The sequence below is a fragment of the Paludisphaera borealis genome (genome assembly GCF_001956985.1).
In the GTDB taxonomy this organism is placed as follows: Bacteria; Planctomycetota; Planctomycetia; order Isosphaerales; family Isosphaeraceae; genus Paludisphaera; species Paludisphaera borealis.
Genome location: NZ_CP019082.1, coordinates 3,066,847 through 3,084,520 on the forward strand (window position 1 = coordinate 3,066,847; position 17,674 = coordinate 3,084,520).

Here is a 17,674-nt window from a genome sequence, read left to right on the forward strand (position 1 = left end):
ACCATGAAGGCCACGCAAGCCGCCGCGGACGCGCAGCAGAAGTTCGACAACAACGGCCAGTACAGCCGTGATTCGATCCTGCGATACGAGAAGATCTTCGGCGACAACTACATCAGCACCGGCGGCGTCGAGACGACCGAGAACCTGTTCTCACGCCTCGAAGGGTGGATCAAGCCCGGCATGCGGGTGCTCGACGTCGGCAGCGGGATCGGCGGCGCAGCGTTCGACCTGGTCAAGCGGTTCGACGCCAAGGTGACCGGCATCGACCTGGCCGAGGAGATGGTGGCCGTCGGACACGACCGCGCCAAGACCGCCGGCATGTCCGACAAGGTCGACTTCATCCTCGGCGACGTGCTCAAGACCGACTTCCCCGAGAAGTTCGATCTGATCTGGAGCCGCGACGCCTTCATGCACATTCCCGACAAGGCGGCGCTCTTCGCCAAGCTGTACAGCCTGCTCAACGACGGCGGCAAGCTGATCATCACCGACTACGCCCGAGGCAAGACGCCGGCCTCGCCGGAGTTCGAAGAGTACATCCGCAACACCGGCTACAGCGTCATAGAGCCCCAGCAGTACGGAAAGGTGCTCGAAGCGGCCGGGTTCGTCGACGTGATCGTGGACGACGCCACCGCGACGTTCGTCGACATCCTCGAACGCGAGTCCAAGCGGCTCCGCGAGCATCGTCAGGAATTCCTCACGGTCTTCAGCGAGAAGGATCTCAACTACCTGGTCGACCGCTGGGCCATGAAGGAGCGGTTCTGCGCGGCCGGCGACCAGAAGTGGGGCATCTACCTCGCCACCCGCCGCGGCTGAGCCGAGCTTTTCGTCGTCAACCAACCCACACGTCGGCAAGTGCGAATTGCGCGGCGCGCCCCCTCGACCCTTTGCAACGGGGGGGCTCGCCGCTTTGGGAGGATTGCGAGGGCATGCCGGGCACCGCGAACAACGACGTCCGAGACCTGGCGAGTTTCGGGTACAAGCAAGAGCTCGACCGATCGCTGGGAAGCTTCTCGTCGTTCGCGGCCGGATTCTCGTACATCTCGATCCTCACCGGCGTCTTCCAGATGTTCTACCTGGGATACGCGGCGGGGGGGCCGGCGTTCTTCTGGACCTGGCCCCTGGTCTTCGTCGGCCAGTTCACCGTGGCGCTCTGCTTCGCCGAGCTGGCCGCGTCGTACCCGCTCTCGGGCGGCGTCTACCAATGGTCGAAGAAAGTCGGCTCGCCGCTGGTCGGATGGCTGACCGGCTGGGTCTACCTGGCGTGCTCGATCCTGTCGCTGGCGTCGGTGGCCCTGGCCCTCCAGAACACGTTGCCCCAGATCTCGCCGTCGTTCCAGTGGTTCGGCGACGGGACCGCCGCCGTCGACCAGGCCAAGAACGCCGTCTTGCTCGGCTGCACCCTGATCGTCTTTACGACGGTCATCAACGCCGTGGGGGTCCGGCTCATGGCCCGGATCAACAACGTCGGCGTCTGCGCCGAGCTGGCCGGCGTGGTTCTCTTGATCGTGCTGCTGGCCCTGCGGGCGCGGCGCGGGCCGGAGATCCTGCTCGACGTCCAGGGGCGCGGCGAAGGCGCGCCAGGGGGCTATTTCGGCCCGTTCCTGGCCGCCGCGGTGATGGCGTCGTACGTCCTTTACGGCTTCGACACGGCGGGAACCCTGGCCGAGGAGACCGCCGACCCTCGCCGCCGCGCCCCCAAGGCGATCCTCACGGCGCTCGCCGCGGCGGGGCTCGCGGGAGGGCTGTTGATCGCGTCGGGCCTGACGGCCGTCGTCAATCCGGCCGACCCGGCGCTCGGGCAGGTTTCCGGCGGTCTGCCGTACATCGTCAAAACCGTCCTGGGGCCGTGGCTCGGGACGTTGTTCCTGATCGAAGTGGTCTTCGCCGTCACCGTCTGCGCCCTGGCCGTTCACGCGGGGACGGTGCGGTTGATCTTCGCGATGGCGCGCGACAACAGCCTGCCGTTCGCCGAGGCCCTCGCCCGGGTGACCGGCGAGACCCGCACGCCGATCGCGCCGGCCGTCGTCACGGGACTGTTCGCCGCCGCGATCCTGCTCGCCAACGTCAACGCGCCGCGGATCATTGAAACCCTGTGCTCGGTCGCCCTCGTCTGGGCGAACCTGGCTTATCTTATGGTCACGCTGCCGCTCTTGATCGTGCGGCTGCGAGCCTGGCCCGACCGGTTCGGAGCGAGCGACGACGACGCCCCCACGCCCGACAAACGGTTCAGCCTGGGACGGCTGGCTTTGCCCGTGAACATTGCGGCCGTGCTCTGGGGCGTCGGGCTGATCGTCAATATGAGCTGGCCTCGCCCCCAGGTCTACGGCGACGACCCGGTAGGCCGGTACGCGGCGGTCCTGGCGACGGCCGTTCTGCTCGGCGTCGGGGCCTTGTATTTTCTCTCGGTCGGTCGGCTGCGGGCCGGCGTCTTGCCCGAACACGCCGCCGAGATCCCGGTCGAGACCGAACTCGACTTCTCCGGCTCGGCGTCGGGTATGATAGGCCAGCTCGCGCCCGGCGAGTCCTCCTGAACGAGTCAAGGAACCCACACCATGGTCGAAGTCCTCAAGCGCCGGAAGCCTCGCCCCGCGCCCGAATCGCGCGAGCTCGCGCCGCCGAGCCCCCTGCGCCGCGCCCTCGGCTGGTGCGTCCACACGTACACGGCGTCGGGCCTGGCGATCGCGGCGGTGATCCTCGCGCTCCTGGTCGAGGGGGGGCTCGACGCCTTCCGCTGGTCGTTCCTGCTGATGTTCACGGCCACGATCGTCGACGCCACCGACGGCACCTTCGCCCGCGCCGTGCGGATCAAGGAGGCGGTGCCCAGCTTCGACGGCCGCCGGCTCGACGACATCACCGACTTCCTCACCTACACGTTCTTGCCCTTGATGCTGATCTGGCGGGCCGGGCTAATACCCGCCGGCTATGAAGCCTGGCTGATCGCCCCCTTGCTGGCGAGCGCCTACGGTTTCTGCCAGGTGGACGTGAAGACGCACGACGGCTACTTCCTGGGCTTCCCCTCGCTCTGGAACATCGTCGCGCTGTATCTCTACGCCCTGACGATCCCCCAATGGGGCGCGCTCGGCGTGGTGCTGCTGCTGGCCTTCCTCACGTTCGTGCCCGTCAAGCACCTGTATCCGTCGCAACCCGGGCGGTTGAACCGGTTCGCGACGATCACGGGGAGCGTCTGGGGCGTTCTGGTCGCCTGGCTGGCCTGGCGGCTGCCGACCTCGGCGCAAGGTACGATCGACGCCGGGACGACGACCCTGGCCCTGGTCTCGTTGATCTACCCGGCCTTCTACATGGGCACCTCGTGGTACATCACGATCCGAGACTGGTCGCGACCCGAGCATCGGTCCCCAGCGTGAGGGCGTCGAGATCCTCGGCCCTCGCCTCGCGCTGGCCTTCCTCGACGTCGACCAGGGCGAGCAACAGCCCTCCCACGGCGAAGAAGCCGATGACGCCGAGGATCGCTCCACGGCTCGACCCCGACAGCATGTTGATGACCGCGAACATGGCCGGGCCGAAGATCCCCGCGAACTTCTCCACGACCGCGAAGAAGCCGAAGAACTCGCCCGACTTGCTGCGTGGGATCAAGCTCGCGAACAGCGACCGCGAAAGCCCCTGCGTCCCCCCCTGCACCGTCCCCACGAGCACGGCCAGGATCAAGAAGTCGCGTTCCGTCTTCATGAAATAACCGACGATGCAGATCAGCGTGTAGACGCCCAGCCCGAGCATGATCGACCGCTTCACCCCCAGCTTTCCCGCCAGCGCGCCGAAGAGGAACGAGAACGGGATGCCGACGAACTGGACGATCAGAATCGAGGCGATCATGGCCGTCGGCTTGATTTTCAGCTCAGCGCCGTAGACCGTCGCCATGCGGATGATCGTGCCGATGCCGTCGTTGTAGATCAGGAACGCCAGGAGCATCAAGAACCCCTGCCGACACCGCCGGAGGTCGCGACCCGTCTCCTTGAGTCGGAGCATCGTGGCCCGCTGCGGATGCAGATCGGCCCAGCGGTCGGCGTCGGCGCCAAGGGTCGGCTCGGAGACCCGACGGAACAGCGGGATCGAGAATATGAACCACCAGACGGCGACCGACACGAAGGCCAGTCGAGTCGGGAGCGTGGTCTGAGCGTCGGTCAGCCCCTTGCCGGACGGGAGCCCGAACCATTGCGGGTTCAGGATCCAGGCCAGGTTCAGCGCGAGTAGCAAGCCGCCGCCGACGTACCCCAGCGCATAGCCGGCCGTCGAGACCCGGTCGATCTCGTCGGGCCGCGCGATGTGCGGCAGCAGGGCGTCGTAGAACACGAAGCTGCCGTTGGCGCCGATATTGGCGAGGATGAACAAGACCGAGGCAAGCAGCCAGTCGCCGGTGTGGATGAAGTACATCGCCGCGACCGCCGTCAGGCCGATCGCCAGGAATATCCCCAGCAGCTTCTTCTTCCGCGCCGTGTGATCGGCGTAAGCGCCGAGGATCGGCGAGACGACCGCGATCAGGATCATGCCGATGGTCGTCGCCACCGCCAGCCGCCCCGACGCGACACTGGGTTCGAGGCCCTTGCACGCCACGGTCGAATAATAGATCGGGAAGACGGCCGTGATGATCGTGCAGACCATCGCCGAGTTGGCCCAGTCGTACATCGCCCAGGCCCGCAGTTCCGGCCGGTTCAAGCCGAGACTCGCCAACAGGCGCGACCAGAGCCCGGTTTCACCGTCTTCCGCGCGCGTCTCGTGCCGCTGAACGCTCATCGCCGGGTCCTCTTCGAGTCTCTGAATCAAGCTGGGGGCATCCGCATTCCGCGACCTCGCGGACTGCTCCCGCTCGTTGCGCGCGGGTCGCGAATCGAACTATCTACGGCATAACCCCCCTTGTTGACCAGTGCAGCTTCGCCTCGCGGCACGGCGCGCGGACGACGACGAAACCGGCCTTCCTATCTTAAAACTAATTAAAGCACCAAATTAAATCCTTCTCAGAAGCCGGGTTTCGGCTGGACGTCACTCATTGAATTCAAGGATATTATCAATATGATGATCAGGCGGTTTGCCTGCTGGAACAACGGACGGCGCACGGCCTCGGAGCCGAGCTGGATCAGCCGTCGGGACGAATCGACTCCCACTGCGTCGACCTCCCACTCAACCTCGCCGCCGATAGCGGCCGCGAACCTCGCGACTTGACCAACAACGTGTCTGGTCGAACAATTCCATCGCTCGCGCCGCCTCGTTGGATTCGCTCACTACGGCGCGAACTTCCGTGGACTCCGCGGATTTCAACGCTCCGCATCGAGGTAAAATGCCACCACATGTACGAATTCGTATTCTTTCCAGCAACCGTTGGTTGATCGGCGGATTGGCGACTGCGATCGGGCTCGCGGCGGCTTGGGTGTGGATCGGCAGGCTTCCCTCGTCCGGGTCGCCGGCCTCGATTCCCGAGACCGGGCCGGCGCCTGTGAAGCGCAGCGCGGCGGCCGACCGGATCGTCCGGATCACGGCCGAGCAGCAGAAGGTCATCGGCGTCGAGGTCGAGCCCGTGCGACTCGAGCCCGAGACGATCCTGGTCCGCGTCCCCGGCCGGATCGCGCCGGACGAGACCCGGTTCGCGTTCATCACCCCGCGCGCCCCGGGGATCGTCCACAGCGTCTCGGTGCGGATCGGTCAGGACGTCAAGGCCGGCGACGTGCTGGCCACGATCGAGAGTTCGCTGGTCGGCCAGGCCCGCCTCGACCTGCTCACGAACCTCCAGGCGTACGACGTGGCGCTGGCGCAGGCCCGCTGGCAGGAGATGATCCTCCGCAACACCAATGAGCTGATCGAGCGGCTCAAGGCCGAGGACACCCCCGAGCAGATCCACCAGAAGTTCGCCGACAAGCCGGTGGGGATCAATCGCGGACTCTTGCTGACCGCTTACACCGCGCATCGCCTGGCGAAGGCGAATCTGGGGCGGAAGAGCGACCTGTTCGACCAGGAGATCATCCGGGGCCAGCAGCTTGAGGAGACGAAGGCCCGGTTCGACTCGGACCTGGCCGCCTATCAGACGCTCCTGGACCAGACGGGCTATGAGACCGGACTGGCGAACATCCGCGCCCAGCAGGCGTTGCGGCAGGCCGAGACCGCGGTGCTCGTCGCCCGCGAGAAGCTCCAGGTGCTGGGCGTCGACCCCGACGACGACGACTACCTCCCCAAGGGCCTCATGCAGCCGGTTCCGGCCGCCGCCGAATCGGCCGGACTCCAGGCGCAGACCGCCGCCGCGCTGGCCGCCGCTCCGACCCAGGTTCGGAGACCCTCGTCGAAGGTGCCCGCCAGCCTCTACAAGCTGAAAGCGCCGTTCGCCGGCACGATCCTCGACCGCGAACTGGTCGTGCCCGGCGTCGCCGTCGAAATCGCGAACCGGATCTTCACGCTGGCGAACCTGGATCACGTCTGGATCGAGGCGAACATCAACCCAAGCAACCTCGTCCACCTCCGAAACGACCGCCACGTCGACGTCCGATTCACCTCGGACGCCTACCCCGAGCAGGAGTTCGAGGCCAAGGTTCTCTACTCCGGCGACATGGTGATCGAGAAGACGCAGACGGTCACTATGTTGGCCCGCGCCGAGAACCCCGAGCACCTGCTCAAGCCGGGCATGTACATCGACGTCACCGTGGCCGTCCACTCCGACCACAAGGTGCCCTCGGTGCCGAGCAACGCCCTGCTCTCCGACGACGACCGCTGGATCGCCTTCGTGCGCATCGGCCCGGAGGAGTTCGAGCTGCGCGACGTCAAGACGCGCGGCCCCGGCGAGGCCCGCGCGGCGGTGTTCTCCGGGCTCAACCCCGGCGAGGACGTCGTAACGCACGGAGCGTTCAAACTCAAGGCCGAGTTGATTCGGATGGCGTCGTCCGACTCGCCGTCGTGATCGCGACCGCGCTCGCGACGGCCCCGCTTTCCGCCCCTCAATTCTCCCCGAACCCCGGTTGATTTCGCCATGTTCGACCGCCTCATCGATTGGTCGCTTCGAAACCGACCGCTGATCCTGCTCATGCTCGTCGGCCTCGTCGTCGCCGGCGCGTACTCGCTCGTCCGGCTGCCGATCGACGCGGTGCCCGACATCACCAACGTCCAGGTGATGGCCTTGACCAGCGCCCCGGCGCTGGGGCCTGAGGAGGTGGAGCAGTTCATCACGATCCCGGTTGAGAACGCGATGAACGGCATCCCCCGAATCCAGGAGGTGCGGTCGTTCTCGCAGTTCGGCCTGTCGGGCGTGACGATCGTCTTCGACGAGGGGACCGACATTTACTGGGCGCGCCAGCAGGTCGGCGAACGGCTCGCCGTCGTCCGGTCGTCGATCCCGGCGGAGTTCGGCCAGCCCGAGATGGGGCCGATCGCCACGGGTCTCGGCGAAATCCTCCAGTTCGAGGTCAAGAACGCCCCCGACTCGCCCCGTCCCAAGACATTGATGGAATTGCGGACGATCCTCGATTGGGACGTCGCGCGGCCGCTCAAGAGCGTCCCCGGCGTGGTCGAGGTCAACGCGTTCGGCGGCGAGCTGAAAACCTACGAGGTGCGGCTCGACCCGGAACGGCTGGTGGCCCGAGGGGTCTCGGTCAACCGGGTCTTCCAGGCCATCCGGCTCAACAACAGCAACGCCGGCGGCGGCTACATCGAACGTCTGGGAGAGCAGCGCGTGATCCGGGCCGTCGGCCTGGTCAGCAGTCTGGAGGACCTCTCCGAGATCGTCCTCGACACCACGCCGACCGGCACGCCCGTGTACATCCGCGACGTCGCCGAGGTCCGGTTCTCCCCCTTGATCCGCAACGGGGCCGTCACCCGCGACGGCAAGGGCGAGGCCGTCACCGCGACGGCCATGATGCTCGCCGGCGAGAACTCGCGCGCCGTCGTCGAGCGGCTCAAGGCAAAGCTCGACGAAATCCGACCGAGGCTCCCCGAGGGGATCGTGGTCGAACCCTATTACGACCGCGCCGTGCTCATCACCCGGACGATCACGACCGTGGCGTCGAACCTGGCCGAGGGGGGCATCCTCGTCGTGGCCGTCCTGCTCGCGCTCCTGGGCAACCTGAAAGCGGGCCTGGTCGTCGCACTCACGATCCCCCTGTCGATGCTCTTCGCCGGCAGTTTGATGGTCTACTACGGGATCGCCGGCAGTCTGATGAGCCTGGGCGCGATCGACTTCGGTCTGATCGTCGATTCCAGCGTCATCATGATGGAAAACTGCGTCGGCCACCTGGCGCACGCCGACAAACGCCGCAGCGCGGTCGACGTGGTCCGCGAGGCGGCGCTCGAAGTCCGTAAGCCGGTCGTCTTCGGCGTGGCGATCATCACCATCGTCCACCTGCCGCTGCTGGCGCTCGAGGGGGTCGAGGGCAAGATGTTCCGGCCTATGGCCCTGACCGTCGTCTTCGCGCTGACCGGCTCGCTGTTGCTCAGCCTGACCGCGACCCCCGTGCTGGCCTCCTTCATCCTCAAGCCCGGCGCGGCGGAGAACGAGACCCCGCCGATCCGGCTCGCCAAGTGGATCTACAAGCCGTTCCTGAAGGGCGCCATCCAACATCCGATCGCGGTGGTCCTGGTCTCGCTGGCGATGTTCGCGGTGACCATGCCCGTCGCCCTGAGCCTGGGGGGCGAGTTCATCCCCAAGCTCGACGAGGGCGATCTGGTCGTCGTCGTGGCGCGCCCTCCCAGCGCCTCGCTCACCGAAAGCATTGAAGACACCACGCGGCTCGAAAAGGCCCTCCTGGAAGCGTTTCCCGAGGTGATCGAGTCGGTCGTCAGCAAGACCGGCCGTCCCGAGATCGGCATCGACCCAGCAGGCGTCAACCAGACGGACGTGTTCATCTTCTTGAAGAAGGAGAAGGATACGCTCCTGGACCTGGCGATGAAGCCGCTCCACCCGATCCTGGCGCTGTTCGAGACGAAACACGAGGAATCGAAAAGCGAGCTGATCCAACGGATGGAGGCCGTCTTCCGTCGCGAGCTTCCGGGCGCCTTCTTCAACTTCGCCCAGCCGATCGACCTGCGATTCAACGAGATGCTCGCCGGCGTCCGCGCGGACATCGGCATCGGCGTCTACGGCGAGGACCTGGAAGTGCTCCAGGAGAAGGTCAACGCCGTCGCCGCCGCGGTCGAAGCGGTCCCCGGCGCGGCCGACGTCCGGGCGCAGGTGCTCAGCGGCCTGCCGTTCCTGCGGGTGCAGATCGACCGCGAGCGGATCTCGCGCCATGGCATCAACGCGTCCGACATCCTCGACGTCGTCTCGGCGCTTGGCGGCAAGATCGTTGGTCAAGTGATCGAGGGCCAGCGGACGTTCGACCTTCAGGTCCGGTTCGACCCGACCGCGCGCGACGACGTCGACGAGATCCGCCGCCTCAAGATCGCCGACCCCACGGGCCGCATGATCCCGATCTCGGAGCTGGTGGACTTCAAGCTCGAAGACGGCGCCTACGAGGTCTGGCGGAAGGACCGCCAGCGGCGTGCGATGGTGCAGGCGAACGTCCGCGGCCGCGACCTCGCGACGTTCGTGGCCGAGGCCGAACAGCGGGTCAAGCAACAGGTCGACATGCCCAAGGGCTACTACCTGGAATGGGGAGGGACGTTCGAGAATCTTCAGTCCGCGACCAGGCGACTGACGATCGTCGTCCCGGTCGCCCTCGTGCTCATCTTCCTCCTGCTCTACAGCACCTTCCACTCGGTGAAGCTGGGCATGCTGATCTTCCTGTCGGTCCCGCTGGGCGCGATGGGAGGCATCTTGGCCCTCTGGCTGCGCGACATGAACCTGAGCATCTCGGCGGGGGTCGGGTTCATCGCTCTCTCGGGCGTCGCCGTGCTCGACGGCCTGGTGGTCGTCGCCGCGATCCGCCAGCGCGTCGAGGCCGGCATGCCGGTCCGCGAGGCCGTCTCAGACGCCGCCATGAACCGACTTCGCCCGGTGCTCATGACCGCGCTCGTCGCCAGCCTGGGATTCATCCCGATGGCGTTCTCGGTCGGCTCGGGAGCCGACGTCCAGCGCCCGCTGGCCACGGTGGTCATCGGCGGCCTCATCACCAGCACGGGACTGAAGCTGCTCGTGATCCCGGCGACCTACCGCTGGTTCGACCCCGGACTCGACGCTCCCGCCGAGGAGACCAACGTGGTCGACGCCCGCCCCGAGCCGTTCGAGGATGCGAACGACGAACCCGAATCCATCTGACGGTTGCGACCGCCCGAAGCCTAACCGCCCCACACGAATTCGTTCGTCGTCGTGCGGCGGGCGGGTTTTGGGTTTGGCTGTCGAAACCGGCCTGCTGCTGCTACACTACTGCATGCGCCTCGGCCTCATTCGCCCCTGGTCGCCGAACTACCGGGATTCGATGCGTCGATGAATACGATCTCACGACCAGACGGACACTCGGCTGGCTACCGCGACGCGTGCGTGGAGCTGAAGGGAAGGCTCCGCTCGGGAGAGCCGGCCCGTGTCGAGGACCTCCTCGCGGGCAATCCAAACCTCGCCGGCGACCACAACGCCGTGCTGGAACTCATCCTCGCTGAGGTGGCGACCCGAAGCGAGCTAGGCGAGAAGCCCTCGGTCGATGAATGGGAGCATCGCATCTCCCTGCTAATCCCCGACGCCGAGCGGCGAATTTCCATCCAGAACCTGCTCGTCTCGGAGATGGTGACGCTCTCGGAGTCCTCGGGCGCGGAGGGCGCCCTCGACCGCGACGGCCACACTCCGATGACGCGGATCGGCAAGTATCAGATCCTTGAGGAGATCGGCCGAGGCGGGATGGGGATCGTCTACAAGGCCCGCCAGACGAACCTCAACCGGATCGTCGCCCTCAAGATGATTCTGACCGGAGAGCACGCCGACCGGCACGAGCGGGGGCGGCTGCGAAAGGAGGCCGAGGCCACCGCGACGCTCGACCATCCCAACATCGTGAAGATCTTCGACATCGGCGAGCACGAGGGGATGCCGTATCTGGAGATGGAGTTCGTCAGCGGCGGCAACCTGACCCGGATGTTGCGGTCGATGCCCCAGCCGATCCGGTGGGCGGCCCGGCTCACCGAAACGCTGGCCCGCGCCATCCACGTCGCCCACGAACGGGGGATCGTCCATCGCGATCTCAACCCCAGCAACATCTTGATGACCACCGACGGGATCCCCAAGATCACCGACTTCGGGCTGGCCAAGTTCCTGCTCTCCGACGCGGGCCTGTCCCAGAACGGCATGCTCCTGGGCACTCCCCCGTACATGGCCCCGGAACAGGTTTCCGGCGGCAAGGAGGTCGGTCCGGGCACCGACGTCTACGCGATCGGCGTCATGCTCTACGAGATGCTCACCGGCGCCCCGCCGTTCCGCGGCCTGACGCCGATGGAAACCCTCTGCCAGGTGATGGAGGGCGAGGTCGTGCCGCCGTCGCGACTCCGCCACGGCCTGCCCATCGACATCGAGACGATCTGCCTGAAATGCCTGGCCCGCAGCCCCGGCCAAAGGTACGACGACGCCGAGGAACTCGCCGAGGATCTGCGGCGGTTCCAGAATCGCGAGGCCATCCGGGCGCGGCGCACCCCGCGGCTGCGCCGGGCCGCCCAGTGGGCCCGCCGCGAGCCGCTCGCCGCGGGTTTTCTGGGCCTCAGCTTCCTGCTCCTGTTGACGCTGCTGGTCGTCGCGGGAGGCTACAGCATCTACCTTCACGAGACGCGCGGCGAACTCCAAAAGCAAATGGAGAACATCTATTCCCATGGGTGGATGAGTCGCCAGGCCAAGGCGAAGGCCGACCGCGACGACAAGGAGGCCAAGCGGCAACGCTACGACGCGCAATTGAGCCGCGCCTACGACCATGAGCAACGGAACGAGCCCGAGGTCGCGATCGAGATCTTCGACGTCCTCAAGCAGAACCTCCCCGAGAATACGGGATTCGAGTTCGGCTATGTCGACTCCCTGATTCATCGCTCGGAGTTCTTGCTGAGCGGAGGGCCGGGCCGCAGGGGGGCCGTCGACTGCGCGACGGTCTCGGGCGACGGTCGAACCGTCGCGTCCGGCGACCGCAACGGGCGGGTGTTCCTCTGGGACGTCCCCTCGCAGGCTTCGACGCCTTACATGGTCGAAGGCGGCCGCTACCCGATCCGCGAGGTCGCCCTGGCGTCCGACGCGACGGGAAAGGCCGTCGCGATCGCCGCCGTGAGCCTCGGCGAGGACAAGACGTCCACGCTGTCGATCTGGGACGAATCGAAGCCCAGCAGCCCATGGACCTTCCGCGATCGCCTCGAGGATACGGCGGAGCTCGCCTTCTCGCTCGACGGGAAACTGCTCGCGCTGCGATGCCGGCCGGCCCCCGAGTCGACCTGGGAGACCCGGTTCTACAAGTTCGCCGATCAAGAATGGAGCGAGGACGCCGCGGCCACGCGCCAAGGCGTGACGAGCCAACGCTTCGCGCCCGGAGCGAACCTCCTGGCGCTGGGAACCGAGAGCGGGACCGTCGTCGTGATCGACCTCGACGCGAATCGCGGCGACGTCTTTTCGGCCCCGAAGTCGACCCGTCCCGTCGCGCTGGCGTTCTCCAGCGATCGGACGCGAATCGCCGCCGGATGCGAAGACCGCTCCATCGTGGTCTGGGACCTCGCGTCAAGGCGAGTGACCGCCGAACTGAACACCCCCGACGGCCCGCCGAAATTCCTCGGTTTCTGCAACGGCGACAAGAGCCTGGTCGTCTCCGAGGGCGACACGACGCTGGCGGTCCACAGCCTGCGATCCCCCTCGGCCCGGCGCGTGCTGCCGACTCGTGGGTCGGCGGCGATCGCGCTCTCTCGACGGGGCGATCGGCTCGCGGTCGGCGGCGACGAGGAACCGGTTTCGCTCTGGAACCTCGAGGCGGCCTCCGATGATCCTCAGTCGCTCGGCAAGCTCCCAGGCGCCAAGCGCCTGATCTTCAGTCCCGACGGCCAATTCTTGTTCATGACCTTTCACGATCCGTTGATCCGCGTCTGGCGGATGGCCAAGGCGCCGCATCCGTGGCGTAAGCTCGCGGGGCACTCGAAGGAAGCTTGGGCGGTCGCCTTCTCGCGGGACGGAAAAATCCTGGCGTCGGGCGCCGACGACCTGATGATCAAGCTCTGGGACGTCGCCACGGGCGACGAACTGGCGGCCGTCGCCGCGCATTCGGCGACCGTCGCCGGCCTCGCGTTCTCGCCGGTCAGCGATGAACTCGCCAGCGTGGGCCTCGACGGCGCGGTGAAGCTCTGGTCGCTCTCGCGCGACTCTTCCAAGCCCGCCGCCGCGACGCTCAAGCTCTCCCAGGTGCTTCGCGAACCCAAACAGAGCCAGCTTCGATGCGTGGCGTATTCGTCCAACGGGTCGCTGCTCGCCGCCTCCGGGCTCGATCCCGAGATCCACGTATGGGACGCGGCCAGCCGGGAGCCGCTGCACAAGATCAAGAACGCCCATCGAAAGATGATCACCGCGCTGGCCTACTCACCCACGAATCCCAGGCAACTGGCTTCCGCGTCGTGCGACGCCGAGATCAAGATCTGGGACATGGACTCCGGCGACCGCATCGCCACCAGTCAGACGAACGGCGCGCTCATGGCGCTCGCGTATTCGCCATCGGGACATCGCCTCGCCACCAGCGGCCAACCCCGCCTCATCGCCTCGTGGGATACGACCAACCGCAATCCCCTGGACGACATCATCGGCCATCCCGACGCCGTCCGCTCGATCGCCTTCTCGACCGACGGCCAGACGGTCGCCACGGGCTGCGATGACGGCAAGATCCGGCTCTGCGACCAGGAGACGAACCAGGTCGTCCTCATTCTCGACGGGCATCACGCGCGAATCAACTCCGTGACCTTCTCGCCCGACGGGTACACCCTGGCGTCGTGCAGCCACAGCGGCGAGGTCTTCCTCTGGAACGCCCGACGTCCCGAAGAAGGACCCGGACCGCCGTCCGCCGGCCGGTTGACGCGAGGCGAAAGACGAACCGGCCCGCGCGGACAAGCCGAAACCGCCCCCCGGCGCTAGGAACTCCCGAAGCCACACGCGGGCCCTTCACGCCCGTTTGCGTCATACGGCTCCGGCTGGGGCCTCCTCCGAGGGTGATCCGTGACTCGCGCGCACACGAAGCCGCTCCGCCGTCTCGTCTCGGCCGCCGTCGCGGCGCTCTCTTGGTCCTCTTGCGTCGCCCAGTCGCTCTCCTTCGAGGACGTCGCGGCCGCTTCGGGCGTCGCCTTCCAGTTCGACGCCGGTTCGCGCGGCCGCCACGATCTTCCCGAGATCATGGGGGGCGGCGTCGCCCTCTTCGACGCTGACGGCGACGGCCTGCCGGACCTCTATTTCTGCAACGGCGGACCGATCGGAGCGACGCCCGGAACCGTCGTCGACGACCCGCCGTGCCGATTCTTCCGGAACCGGGGAGGGCTCCGCTTCGAGGATTGGACGGCGACCTGCGGTGCCCCCGGTCCCAATTACGCCATGGGGGCCGCCGCAGGCGATTTCGACGGCGACGGCCGCACCGATCTGTTCGTCACCGGCTGGCGCGATCAACGGCTTTACCGCAACCTCGGTGGATGCCGCTTCGAGGACGTCACAGTCCGGGCCGGCCTGACCTCCTCGGCCTGGAGCACCGGCGCCGCCTGGGCCGACCTCGACGACGACGGCGATCTGGATCTTTACGTCGCGAGGTATGTGAACTACGACCCCGACGCAGCCCCTTATTGCGCCGCGCCAGACGGCAAGCGCGACTATTGCGGCCCCGAGGATTTCGACCCCCAGTCCGACCGCCTCTATCGCAACGACGGCGCCGGCCGCTTCACCGACGTCTCACGAGCCGCCGGCATCCCTCGCCGCGAAGAGCGCGGGCTCGGCGTCCTGATCGGCGAATTGACCGGGGACCGGATGCCCGACGTCTACGTCGCCAACGATGGCGGCCGTTGCTGGCTGCTGGCCAATCGCGGCGGCCTCCGGTTCGACGAAGTCGGTGAAGCCGCCGGCGTGGCTCGCGACGACGACGGCAAGGCGCTGGCGGGGATGGGGACGGCCCTCGGCGACCTTGACGGCGACGGCCGGCTCGATCTGCTGGTCACGAATTTCTTTGAGCGCTCGACCGTCGTGTTTCGGGCTCAGCCGGACCATCCGGGCCTCTACCGTGACGAGGGCAACCGGCTGGGAGTCGCGGCGGCCACCCGGCGCGCGCTGGGCTTCGGGGCGGTGGTCGCCGACTTCGACGCCGACGGCCGCTCGGACATCGTTCAGGTCAACGGCCACGTCCTCGACCGCGAACGGCTCGGCGTCCCGTTCGCCATGAGGTCGATCGTGCTCCACGGCCGTCAGGGAGGCTTCGAAGACGCGTCGCATAGTGCGGGGGGCTGGTTCTCGCGACCGATCCTGGGACGCGGACTGGCCGTGGGCGACCTCGACGACGACGGCCGGCTCGATCTCGTCGCCACCTCGCTCGACGCTCCGGCCGCCCTACTCCTCAACCGCTCGAAGTCCGGCGGCGTCGTGCGGCTTGATCTGATCAATCGGCACGGCCGGCCAGCCGTCGGAGCGCGCGTGCGGGCCACGATCGGCGACCGAGTTCTGGTCCAGGACGTCGCCAGCGGCGGCAGCTACCTCTCGTGCTCGCCGTCGCGAATCTTCCTGGGGATCGGCGGAGCGGCGCGCGTCGACGTCCTGGAGGTCGCGTGGCCATGGGGAGAAGTCCAGACCTGGACCGACCTCTGGCCGGGGAGGCCGCTGCAACTTCTCGAACGACCGTCGAGGGATTCGGGCCGGAACGTCACGACGCCGAATCTCGACGCGACAGGAACCTCTGCCCCTCTCCGGTGAGCAGCCAGTGCGGGTTGGTTCGCGTGACCTCGATGAAACGCAGGATCGACTGCGCGGGCATGCTCACGCCCATTTCGTAGCTCATCCAGGTCCGGAACGGCATCTCGAGCGCGGCGGCCAGAAGCGGGCCCCCATGCTCGCCGTAAAGCTCGACCCGGACCTCACGGACGCGTCGCGAGAGACCGTCCTTGATCTCGCTCCAATCGGATTCCAAACGGAAGTCGTCCATGGGAGGTGACCCGGAGAGCCGGCTCTCGTGCTCATCTCGTGCAGAAAATCCGCGCCCGCACATCTCTTGCAGGCGATTGCGGCGCCAATCAACGACGGTCGCCCCAAAGGAATCAAGAAGGGCGAACCGGGTCGTCGACGCCGATCCCCACGCTCATCGATACCATACCCCCCGCGCCGCAAGCAAAGGCCTTTGGTTCGGGGTTCAAGGAAACAGCCGCCAGCGGCACCCGCACCTCGGAGCACCCCATCAGCCACGCGCACGCATCAATGCGTGCACCAATGACCGAATCTCTTCATTTTTTTCCAGATTTCTTGACGCGTCGCCGTCTGGAATCCGGTTCCTGAGTCTGACGGCGAGAACAAGGCGACAAGCCGACCGAACCGACCCGCCGCAAACGCAAGACCTAGAGCCGAGGATTGAAAGTGGCCCTGACCTCGCAACGAGAGATAGACGGTCTGGCGAAGCGGATTCGACACGCATACCGCGCCCGCGGCATGAATTGGAACGACGGATGCTCGACGGCGCGAGTGTGGACGGCCGCGGCCCTGGTGCTGTCGCAAGTCCACAGGGATCACCCCGAGGTCCCGATGGACCCGGAACTGTTCGTCGCAGCTCAATCCTTCGACTCGGGCGTCGTCGACGCCTGGAGCGATCTTGCCAGCCCGGCGGCCGCCGACGCCTATCGGAAGCGCGTTCGCGGGATCGTTCGGCAACTGGAACGCGAGCTGAGGCGCGAGATCGATCACGCCGAGCGGTTGATTCGGAACGGGCGTCCGGTCCGCGGAGTCCTCTGCGACCGTGACGCTCGGCTTTCGCCCTTGGGGCGTTATATCGTTGCGAGGCGAGCCGTCCGCCTGGACCTGGCCGCCCAGTTCGAGACCGACGTCTTTGCTCAGCATCGCAGTTGCCCGCTCTATCGTTCCGCCTGTCTCGCGTTCCTGCCGGCCGAGCAGTATCCGGTGGATGAGACGCTGTCGAACACCGAGCTAAAGGCGAACGCCGTCGTTCGCACCATGAGCGCCTCACTCAACTAATCGCATCGACCCGGATTCCTCCCGCCTCCCGAGTAAGATTCGGCGATCCGTCGCCGCGACTTCGATGAATTGATCGTCCGCATCCGCATCCGCCGACATAGAAACACCAGTTCGATCGCGAAGCTCGACCTCCCCCGGCCCTGATTCCAGGCCGCGAAGGGACCCGTCCAGCCTTCCCCAACTCCCGAGCTTCCCCGGGAGCAGGCGCACTTACGTATCGACGTTCTACACTGATCTCACATACCTGACCGTTTCTTCATTCTCATTCCTTCACACCTTTTTCAAAGGAGGTACGCTATGCGTACGCGCCGAGCTTTCCGCCCCGCCCTGGAATCCATGCCCACCCTCGCCCTGCCCGGAACCTTCATCAATCCCGTCGCGCCGGTCACTGTCCCGTCCACTCCGCCCCCCACCTACATCAATCCCGTCGCGCCGGTCACTGTTCCCGTCCCGCCCACTTCGCCGGAGAACCCGTACACGGGACCCGACGTCAGCGTGCCCGTCGGATCGACGCCCGACCTTACCGTCTGACTCCCGCCGACCACAGCCGCCGTGGACATAATACGCCATATATAGACACAACCCGCAACCTTATAATTAGCGACACCCGGGACG

General features: G+C 66.7%; 11 protein-coding genes. 9 read left to right on the plus strand and 2 right to left on the minus strand.

Annotated elements, in window-relative coordinates; genetic code table 11:
• The first annotated feature begins 3 nt into the window (after window positions 1-3).
• From BSF38_RS11865 to BSF38_RS11875, 3 genes are all read left to right on the plus strand, one after another.
• Window positions 4-813, plus strand: a complete 810-nt coding sequence (locus BSF38_RS11865; RefSeq protein ID WP_076345837.1) for a methyltransferase domain-containing protein — start codon at window positions 4-6, stop codon at window positions 811-813.
• A 113-nt stretch (window positions 814-926) separates the two neighbouring features.
• Window positions 927-2,531, plus strand: a complete 1,605-nt coding sequence (locus BSF38_RS11870; RefSeq protein ID WP_076345839.1) for an amino acid permease — start codon at window positions 927-929, stop codon at window positions 2,529-2,531.
• 21 nt (window positions 2,532-2,552) lie between these two features.
• Entirely contained in the window at window positions 2,553-3,365 is an 813-nt protein-coding gene (locus tag BSF38_RS11875; protein ID WP_083712888.1) for a CDP-alcohol phosphatidyltransferase family protein, read from the plus strand.
• On the opposite strand, the gene BSF38_RS11880 is transcribed toward BSF38_RS11875, so the two are convergent.
• Window positions 3,319-4,749 (minus strand): MFS transporter, encoded by a 1,431-nt coding sequence (locus BSF38_RS11880; protein ID WP_076345841.1) that lies wholly within the window; start codon window positions 4,747-4,749, stop codon window positions 3,319-3,321. The genes BSF38_RS11875 and BSF38_RS11880 overlap by 47 nt on opposite strands.
• A 598-nt stretch (window positions 4,750-5,347) precedes the next feature.
• Between BSF38_RS11880 and BSF38_RS11885 the strand changes: the two genes are divergently transcribed.
• From BSF38_RS11885 to BSF38_RS11900, 4 genes are all read left to right on the plus strand, one after another.
• On the plus strand, window positions 5,348-6,895 hold the full coding sequence (locus tag BSF38_RS11885; RefSeq protein WP_168189366.1) for an efflux RND transporter periplasmic adaptor subunit: 1,548 nt from the start codon (window positions 5,348-5,350) through the stop codon (window positions 6,893-6,895).
• Between the two features lie 69 nt (window positions 6,896-6,964).
• Complete coding sequence (locus BSF38_RS11890) at window positions 6,965-10,183, plus strand: efflux RND transporter permease subunit (RefSeq protein ID WP_076345845.1); 3,219 nt, start codon at window positions 6,965-6,967, stop codon at window positions 10,181-10,183.
• A gap of 168 nt (window positions 10,184-10,351) precedes the next feature.
• Window positions 10,352-13,987 (plus strand): WD40 repeat domain-containing serine/threonine protein kinase, encoded by a 3,636-nt coding sequence (locus tag BSF38_RS11895; RefSeq protein ID WP_076345847.1) that lies wholly within the window; start codon window positions 10,352-10,354, stop codon window positions 13,985-13,987.
• Window positions 13,988-14,068: 81 nt separating this feature from the next.
• Entirely contained in the window at window positions 14,069-15,793 is a 1,725-nt protein-coding gene (locus tag BSF38_RS11900) for a CRTAC1 family protein (protein ID WP_076345849.1), read from the plus strand.
• Here the strand turns inward: BSF38_RS11900 and BSF38_RS11905 are convergent.
• The gene (locus BSF38_RS11905) at window positions 15,744-16,022 is read right to left on the minus strand and encodes a hypothetical protein (protein ID WP_076345851.1); all 279 of its coding nucleotides are present in this window, start codon (window positions 16,020-16,022) and stop codon (window positions 15,744-15,746) included. The genes BSF38_RS11900 and BSF38_RS11905 overlap by 50 nt on opposite strands.
• Window positions 16,023-16,519: 497 nt before the next feature.
• On the opposite strand from BSF38_RS11905, the gene BSF38_RS11910 reads away from it, so the two are divergent.
• Together BSF38_RS11910 and BSF38_RS11915 are read left to right on the plus strand one after the other, a co-directional pair.
• Window positions 16,520-17,059 (plus strand): hypothetical protein, encoded by a 540-nt coding sequence (locus BSF38_RS11910; RefSeq protein ID WP_076345853.1) that lies wholly within the window; start codon window positions 16,520-16,522, stop codon window positions 17,057-17,059.
• Window positions 17,060-17,356: 297 nt separating this feature from the next.
• Window positions 17,357-17,590, plus strand: a complete 234-nt coding sequence (locus tag BSF38_RS11915) for a hypothetical protein (protein WP_145952084.1) — start codon at window positions 17,357-17,359, stop codon at window positions 17,588-17,590.
• Window positions 17,591-17,674 lie beyond the last annotated feature (84 nt).

Excerpts from the sequence above, each read along its gene's own strand:
- BSF38_RS11865 (WP_076345837.1), top strand. The coding sequence starts at position 4 with ATGAAGGCCACGCAAGCCGCCGCGGACGCGCAGCAGAAGTTCGACAAC.
- BSF38_RS11870 (WP_076345839.1), top strand. The coding sequence starts at position 927 with ATGCCGGGCACCGCGAACAACGACGTCCGAGACCTGGCGAGTTTCGGG.
- BSF38_RS11875 (WP_083712888.1), top strand. The coding sequence starts at position 2,553 with ATGGTCGAAGTCCTCAAGCGCCGGAAGCCTCGCCCCGCGCCCGAATCG.
- BSF38_RS11880 (WP_076345841.1), bottom strand. The coding sequence starts at position 4,749 with ATGAGCGTTCAGCGGCACGAGACGCGCGCGGAAGACGGTGAAACCGGG.
- BSF38_RS11890 (WP_076345845.1), top strand. The coding sequence starts at position 6,965 with ATGTTCGACCGCCTCATCGATTGGTCGCTTCGAAACCGACCGCTGATC.
- BSF38_RS11895 (WP_076345847.1), top strand. The coding sequence starts at position 10,352 with ATGAATACGATCTCACGACCAGACGGACACTCGGCTGGCTACCGCGAC.
- BSF38_RS11905 (WP_076345851.1), bottom strand. The coding sequence starts at position 16,022 with ATGGACGACTTCCGTTTGGAATCCGATTGGAGCGAGATCAAGGACGGT.
- BSF38_RS11910 (WP_076345853.1), top strand. The coding sequence starts at position 16,520 with ATGAATTGGAACGACGGATGCTCGACGGCGCGAGTGTGGACGGCCGCG.
- BSF38_RS11915 (WP_145952084.1), top strand. The coding sequence starts at position 17,357 with ATGCGTACGCGCCGAGCTTTCCGCCCCGCCCTGGAATCCATGCCCACC.